6 protein-coding genes, 1 tRNA gene and 1 other RNA gene are annotated in these 6,022 nt (G+C 39.9%); all 8 read left to right on the top strand.

What is annotated here, in order from left to right; translation table 11 throughout:
• On the top strand, positions 1 to 1,542 hold the full coding sequence (locus LMF89_RS14395) for a gluconokinase (protein ID WP_229535700.1): 1,542 nt from the start codon (positions 1 to 3) through the stop codon (positions 1,540 to 1,542).
• Positions 1,543 to 1,739: 197 nt separating this feature from the next.
• Positions 1,740 to 1,829, top strand: a tRNA-Ser gene (locus LMF89_RS14400).
• Between the two features lie 34 nt (positions 1,830 to 1,863).
• Positions 1,864 to 2,072, top strand: an RNA gene (ffs, locus tag LMF89_RS14405) — signal recognition particle sRNA large type.
• A 172-nt stretch (positions 2,073 to 2,244) separates the two neighbouring features.
• Positions 2,245 to 3,975, top strand: coding sequence for a DNA polymerase III subunit gamma/tau (gene dnaX, locus LMF89_RS14410; protein WP_229535701.1), 1,731 nt, complete (start codon positions 2,245 to 2,247; stop codon positions 3,973 to 3,975).
• Between the two features lie 3 nt (positions 3,976 to 3,978).
• Positions 3,979 to 4,305: a YbaB/EbfC family nucleoid-associated protein gene (locus LMF89_RS14415; protein ID WP_007935593.1), complete on the top strand. Its 327-nt coding sequence runs from the start codon at positions 3,979 to 3,981 to the stop codon at positions 4,303 to 4,305.
• Between the two features lie 3 nt (positions 4,306 to 4,308).
• Positions 4,309 to 4,905, top strand: coding sequence for a recombination mediator RecR (recR, locus tag LMF89_RS14420; RefSeq protein WP_007955184.1), 597 nt, complete (start codon positions 4,309 to 4,311; stop codon positions 4,903 to 4,905).
• Between the two features lie 53 nt (positions 4,906 to 4,958).
• Positions 4,959 to 5,252 carry a DUF2508 family protein gene (locus LMF89_RS14425; RefSeq protein WP_007955185.1) on the top strand — a complete coding sequence of 98 codons (294 nt, stop codon included), beginning with the start codon at positions 4,959 to 4,961 and terminating at the stop codon, positions 5,250 to 5,252.
• 237 nt (positions 5,253 to 5,489) lie between these two features.
• Entirely contained in the window at positions 5,490 to 5,768 is a 279-nt protein-coding gene (locus LMF89_RS14430) for a pro-sigmaK processing inhibitor BofA family protein (protein WP_007955186.1), read from the top strand.
• Positions 5,769 to 6,022 lie beyond the last annotated feature (254 nt).

The following is a 6,022-nucleotide window of genomic DNA, read 5'->3' on the forward strand; positions in this document are numbered from 1 at the left end:
ATGAATACACAAAAGATTATTGGTGTAGATATTGGCACAACCGGTTGCCGAGCCGTTATATATCAGCAAGATGGTACGACGGTTGGCAGTAAATCTGTAGAATATCCATTATATACACCACAAGCTGCCTGGGCTGAACAAGATGCAGAAGAGATATTGCAAGGGGTGTTAGTCGTATTAAAAGAAGTTATCGCTGAGGCAAGATTAGCTCCCCATGATATTGCAGGAGTATGTTTTAGTTCTGTTATGCATAGCATGATTCCTGTAGATGCTGCTGGTCATCCTCTAGATCGTATGCAAACATGGGCTGATTCCCGTGGGCAGGACTACATTGAAAAAATAAAAGCATCTCATGATGCCGACTCTATATATTTTAAAACGGGTTGCCCAATTCATCCTATGTATCCTTTGTTTAAAATGATTTGGTTAAAAAATGAAAGAGCGGAGATTTTTTCTCGTGCGGTTAAGTTTATTGGAATTAAAGAATATATCTGTCATCACTTACTAGGCAAATATCTGGTAGATGAATCCATTGCATCTGCTACGGCTGTTTACAATATTCATGCTCGCACGTGGGATAAAGACTTACTTGATATGGTAGGAATTACAGCAGATAAATTATCAGAGATACTGCCTACCACTCATATTGAAAGGAGTATCAAACCGGAGATTGCTGCTATGCTAGGTTTAGCACCAGATACTGCTATCATTTTGGGCGCTAGTGATGGGGTTTTATCTACCTTAGGTTCAGGTGCTGTCAATCCTGGTCAAGTTACAGCTATGATTGGTACTAGTGGTGCTGTACGGATGATCACTAACAAACCACAGGCTGATGAAAAACAACGCACCTGGTGCTATAATTTAGCTGGTGATACCTGGGTTTTAGGTGGTGCACTTAGCAACGGTGGTGTAGCATTTCGGTGGGCTCGGGATAAATTTGCGACAACAGAACAGCGTGTTGCTGCAAATTTAGGGCTTGATACTTATGAAATTTTAGGTCGCTATGCAGAGCAAAAGCCTGCGGGTTGTGAGGGTTTAATTATGTTGCCTCATTTCTCTGGAGAACGGGCACCTTATTACAATGCCAATTCTCGAGGAGTATTATTTGGTCTTAACCTTAATCATGGTAAACGCCACTTGATTCGAGCAACGCTAGAAGGAATTATTTATGGGATGTTTAGTATTTTTAAATCCTTAGAAGAAGTTGCAGGAGCAGTAAATGAAATCCGGGTTGGGGGTAGCTTTACTCGTTCAAAAGTATGGGTTCAGATCATGGCAGATGTTTTTGGCCGAACCATTCATGTTCCCGGAGAACCAGAAGGATCAGCTTTTGGTGCTGCAGTTTTGGGTATGTATGCTTTAGGCATAATTGGTGACCTTAAAGAAGTGGAAAAGTTTATTACAATAAAAGAAACGTACAATCCTAATGAAGACAATAAAGAAATTTACCAGAAACTCTTTGGTATTTATGAAAGAATATACTGGAACCTGCAAAAGGAATATGAAGAAATAGCTGAAATTCAACGTAATTGGAAAAAATGAAGGCTGAGTAAAATGAGTTGAATTCTCTTTGTAAAAATAGTGTATAGTAGGCTCCTAGGGGTCTACAATACACTACTAAGAGTAATACCATCCATTGGGATTTTAATCCTTACATATTCTTGTTGACAATATTGTTGAGAAATGATATTATATTTCTTGCAGTCAAGTAATATAAATTTGACTGGTGTAAACACCTTGGAGAGATGTCCGAGCGGTTGAAGGAGCACGCCTGGAAAGCGTGTGTACGGGAAACTGTACCGAGGGTTCGAATCCCTCTCTCTCCGCCATAAAATTTTAATAGGGATGTCAGTAAGTACTGATAGTTGTTGGCGTAAAATTTAATATTTTAGCCATTTATTTATTTTAGAGTGGGGCCACAGCAAAAGTTGGGTCTTACGCAATGGGAACTCATGAACCCCGTCAGATCCGGAAGGAAGCAGCGGTAAGTGATAATTTTTATGTGCCGTGAGGTTGCCTGACTTTTGTTGTGGCCCGACGCTAAAATGATGAATGCAACCTAAGAAGCAACCAGATTTCTGGTTGCTTCTTAGTGTATTCTATGGAAGAAATGATCAGAGTGTTAGCCGCTCTTGACTTTACAACGATAGAAAAGCGAGCCTAACTGTAGTTTGCTCATCAAAGAAAAAGGGAAAGCTACTTTCGTGTAGAATACCATAAATGTTGTAAGGAGGTGTTGGGTAGATGGCTTATGTTGCGTTGTACCGCCAGTGGCGCCCACAGGATTTTGAAAATCTAGTAGGACAAAAGCATATTAGTGTTACTTTGAAAAATGCAATTGTATCGGGGAAAATTGCCCATGCTTATTTATTTTCGGGACCACGAGGTACAGGAAAAACAAGTACTGCCAAGATTTTGGCGAAATCTTTGAATTGCATACATGGTCCGACACCTGAGCCTTGTAATGTGTGCTTAAATTGTCAGTCGATTAATACTGGAACCTCTATGGATGTATTTGAAATTGATGCTGCCTCTAATCGGGGGATTGATGAAATTCGCGAACTTCGGGAGACTGTTAAGTTTGCGCCTGTAGATGGTCGGTATAAGGTATATATCATCGATGAAGTACATATGTTAACAACTGAGGCGTTTAATGCACTATTAAAGACATTAGAAGAACCGCCTGCCCATGTAGTGTTTATTCTGGCCACGACGGAAGCGCATAAAATTCCAGCGACAATTCATTCGCGTTGTCAACGTTATGATTTTAGACGTATCGATGCTGAAGCAATAGAAGGTCGCTTAACTGCAGTTGTTCAGCACGAAGGGCTAAATGTAGCACCAGATGCATTAAAGTTGATTGCTTCTCATGCAGATGGAGGGCTTCGGGATGCTCTAAGTATTCTTGACCAATGTACTACCATGGAAAATGGGATAATTACTGCAGAGAAGGTTCGACAATTATTAGGTCTTATCGGCCATGAGTGGGTATGGAGTATTACCGAAGCGTTGGCGGAACGTGATTTTAAAGCGGTATTGATGGCATTAGGAGAATTAATTGCACTAGGTAAAGAAGTACGTCAGATACTCTTAGAAGTGGCTTTATATATGAGAAGTATCATGCTATTCAAAGCTGCTCCTGATATTGATAGCATTGAATTATATGGAGATGATCGAAATGTATTAGCCAAGCATGGAGAACAGTTTAAGCATGATGAATTAATTGATATGATCAAGATATTAAATGAAGGTGCCAATGATGCAAAATGGGCGCCTGAGCCTCGAATTACAGCAGAGATGACCCTGTTGTCCCTTTGCCGTCGTTCAGCACAAGCAGATATGGCGAACTTGCTGGAACGAATAGCAATATTAGAAGAGAAAGTATCGGGGCAGTCCTTCCCACGAATAGAGCCCCCAATTATAAAACAAGTAGAAACTGTGCGTCCCCCTACCCCGGTAAAGCCGGTTGTTGTTCAACCCGTGAGTCCAAAGTCGATAGAAAAAGTTGAGGTAAAGCAGGAAATATCCCATGAGCAACCACAGACAGAACCCGTTGTGAGTAGCAGCTCGTCATCAAGCGATGTAAAAGAGATTTGGGACAATGTCCTTAAAGAATTGGTGGCAAGTGGTAAGCGTTCTGTACATGCCTGTGTTTCTCAAGGGAAATTGATAAGCTTGGATGATAAACAGGCTATTGTGCAGTTTGCAGCTGCTTTTCCTAAGGAACGTACTGAAAAAGAAGATTATCGAATTATGATAGAAAAAGTATTAACCCAATTTTGTGGAAAAACAGTGCAACTTTGTTGTATACTGGGAAGTGCAGCGGTAGCCCCAAAGGCAGCTGCTCTACCGCCTAAGGAGAAGCCGGTCACGACTGCACCGCCGCTGGAAGAAGAAGTTCACCCGGCTTTGCGTCAGGCTATACATATGTTTGGTGGTAAGGTTATAAAAAAAGAAGAATACAAGGGGGATTAAGATATGTTTGGGAATATGGGAAACATGGCTGGTATGATGAAGAAAATGCAAAAGCTGCAAGGTGAAATGAGTAAAATGCAAGAAGAACTTAAAACGCGTACCTTGGAAGCTACCGCAGGTGGCGGCGCAATAAAAGTAGTTATTACTGGTGAAAAACAAATTCAATCTTTGAAAATTGATCCCAGCGTAGTGGATGCAGAAGACATGGAGATGCTGGAAGACTTGGTGACAGCAGCCGTCAATGAGGCTATTAAAAAAGTCGACGATATGATGGCTCAAGAAATGGGAAAACTCACTGGTGGTATGAATCTGCCTTCTGGTTTATTTTAAACGATGCAATATATAGCACCATTGGCGAAATTGATAGAGCAGTTTCGCGCACTGCCGGGAATCGGTTCTAAATCAGCTGCACGTTTAGCGTATCATGTTTTAGAGATGGATAAATCTCGAGCAGAAAGCTTAGCTCAGGCGATTATAGAGGCCAAAGAGAAAATTGGTTATTGTGATGTTTGTTTTAATTTAACAGATTGTAATCCTTGTTCTATTTGTCGGGATGCTGGACGGGACGTCAGCATCGTGTGCGTGATGGAAGAACCGCGGGATGTAGCTGCTGTGGAACGTACGCGAGAATATCGCGGCAGGTATCATGTATTGCATGGACAGTTATCTCCTTTAGAAGGGGTTGGACCTAATGATATTAGAATAAAGGAATTGCTAACACGTATTGGAGAGGGAGAGATCCAAGAAGTGATTATGGCAACCAATCCGGATGTAGAAGGTGAGGCTACAGCAATGTATATTGCGAGGCTATTAAAACCTCTAGGGATAAAAGTCACCCGAATTGCTCATGGATTGCCAGTAGGTGGCGATTTGGAGTATGCTGATGAAGTGACTTTGTCCAAGGCTATGGAAAATCGCCGAGAAATGTAATGTTTAAATACTCCTGTTTTTGGTAAAAATAACCGTAAGACAGGAGGGGAATTATGAATATAATAGAAGCATTACAGAAAATACAAGATTATATTTATGGTAACGAAAATTTGGATGCCAAACCCTTGCCCTCTTTATCCATTGTGGTGGAAGAAGCCAGGCAAGAATGGTTAAATGCCCAGCATTATTATAATAGTGTTTCTGATCAAGATTTGGTTGACCATGCTGTTTATTTAATGCAGGCAGCTGAAAAGAAATATGTATACCTATTAAAAAAAGCTCGTCAAGAAGGTATTGTACGCTCTCCTTATACTGTTGCTGATAGTGATGAGTACAAAAAACAATAAAAATTCATTCTTAAAAAGACCAGAGTCTTCACTCTGGTCCTTCTTCGTGAAGGGAAAGTAAAATCACCTCTTCTTTATCATACTTGGACCAGAATGACAATATATTGTATTACAAATATATATTAGAAGAAAGGTGAGAACGAGAGATAGAAGAGAGTGGGATTATAAGTTATAATAAGGTGTTAGTAAAGAGTTTAAGACGTGTGAAAAGAAACAGTAAGAGGGGGAGGGTGTGCTATGCTTGGTGGATTTGGAGAATTTAATGTAATTCTGGCATATGTTTTTGGCATTATTCTATTATATGTTGTGGGGCGAATGTTCTTAATGCCTATCAAATTAATTTTTCGCTTGATATATAATGGTTTAATTGGTGGTGCCATGTTGTGGGCATTGAATTTTGTGGGGCTGCATATAGGATTTACAATTGCAATTAATCCAATTACGGCATTAGTGGCAGGGTTTCTAGGACTTCCAGGGGTAATATTACTTATTTTGTTTAAGTTGTTTGTTGCCTAACTGTGGGGAAGCAACAAGGTTTGTTTGCTTCCCGATTTATAATTGCATATAATGAAAAAACATTACAGCATTGTAAGCCAATTACTAGCATTACAATGTATTTAATTAAAAACAATAAAAATATAAAAAAGATAAATAAAAAGTATTGACATGTATGAATTATTTATGATATTATAAGTGAGTCGCCACAAGCGGCAACGTGTTCCTTGAAAACTAAACAATGTAAGTAAGGTTAAAATAAGCCAGATGTGCGG

Source organism: Pelosinus baikalensis (assembly GCF_020819555.1).
Lineage (GTDB): Bacteria > Bacillota > Negativicutes > DSM-13327 > DSM-13327 > Pelosinus > Pelosinus baikalensis.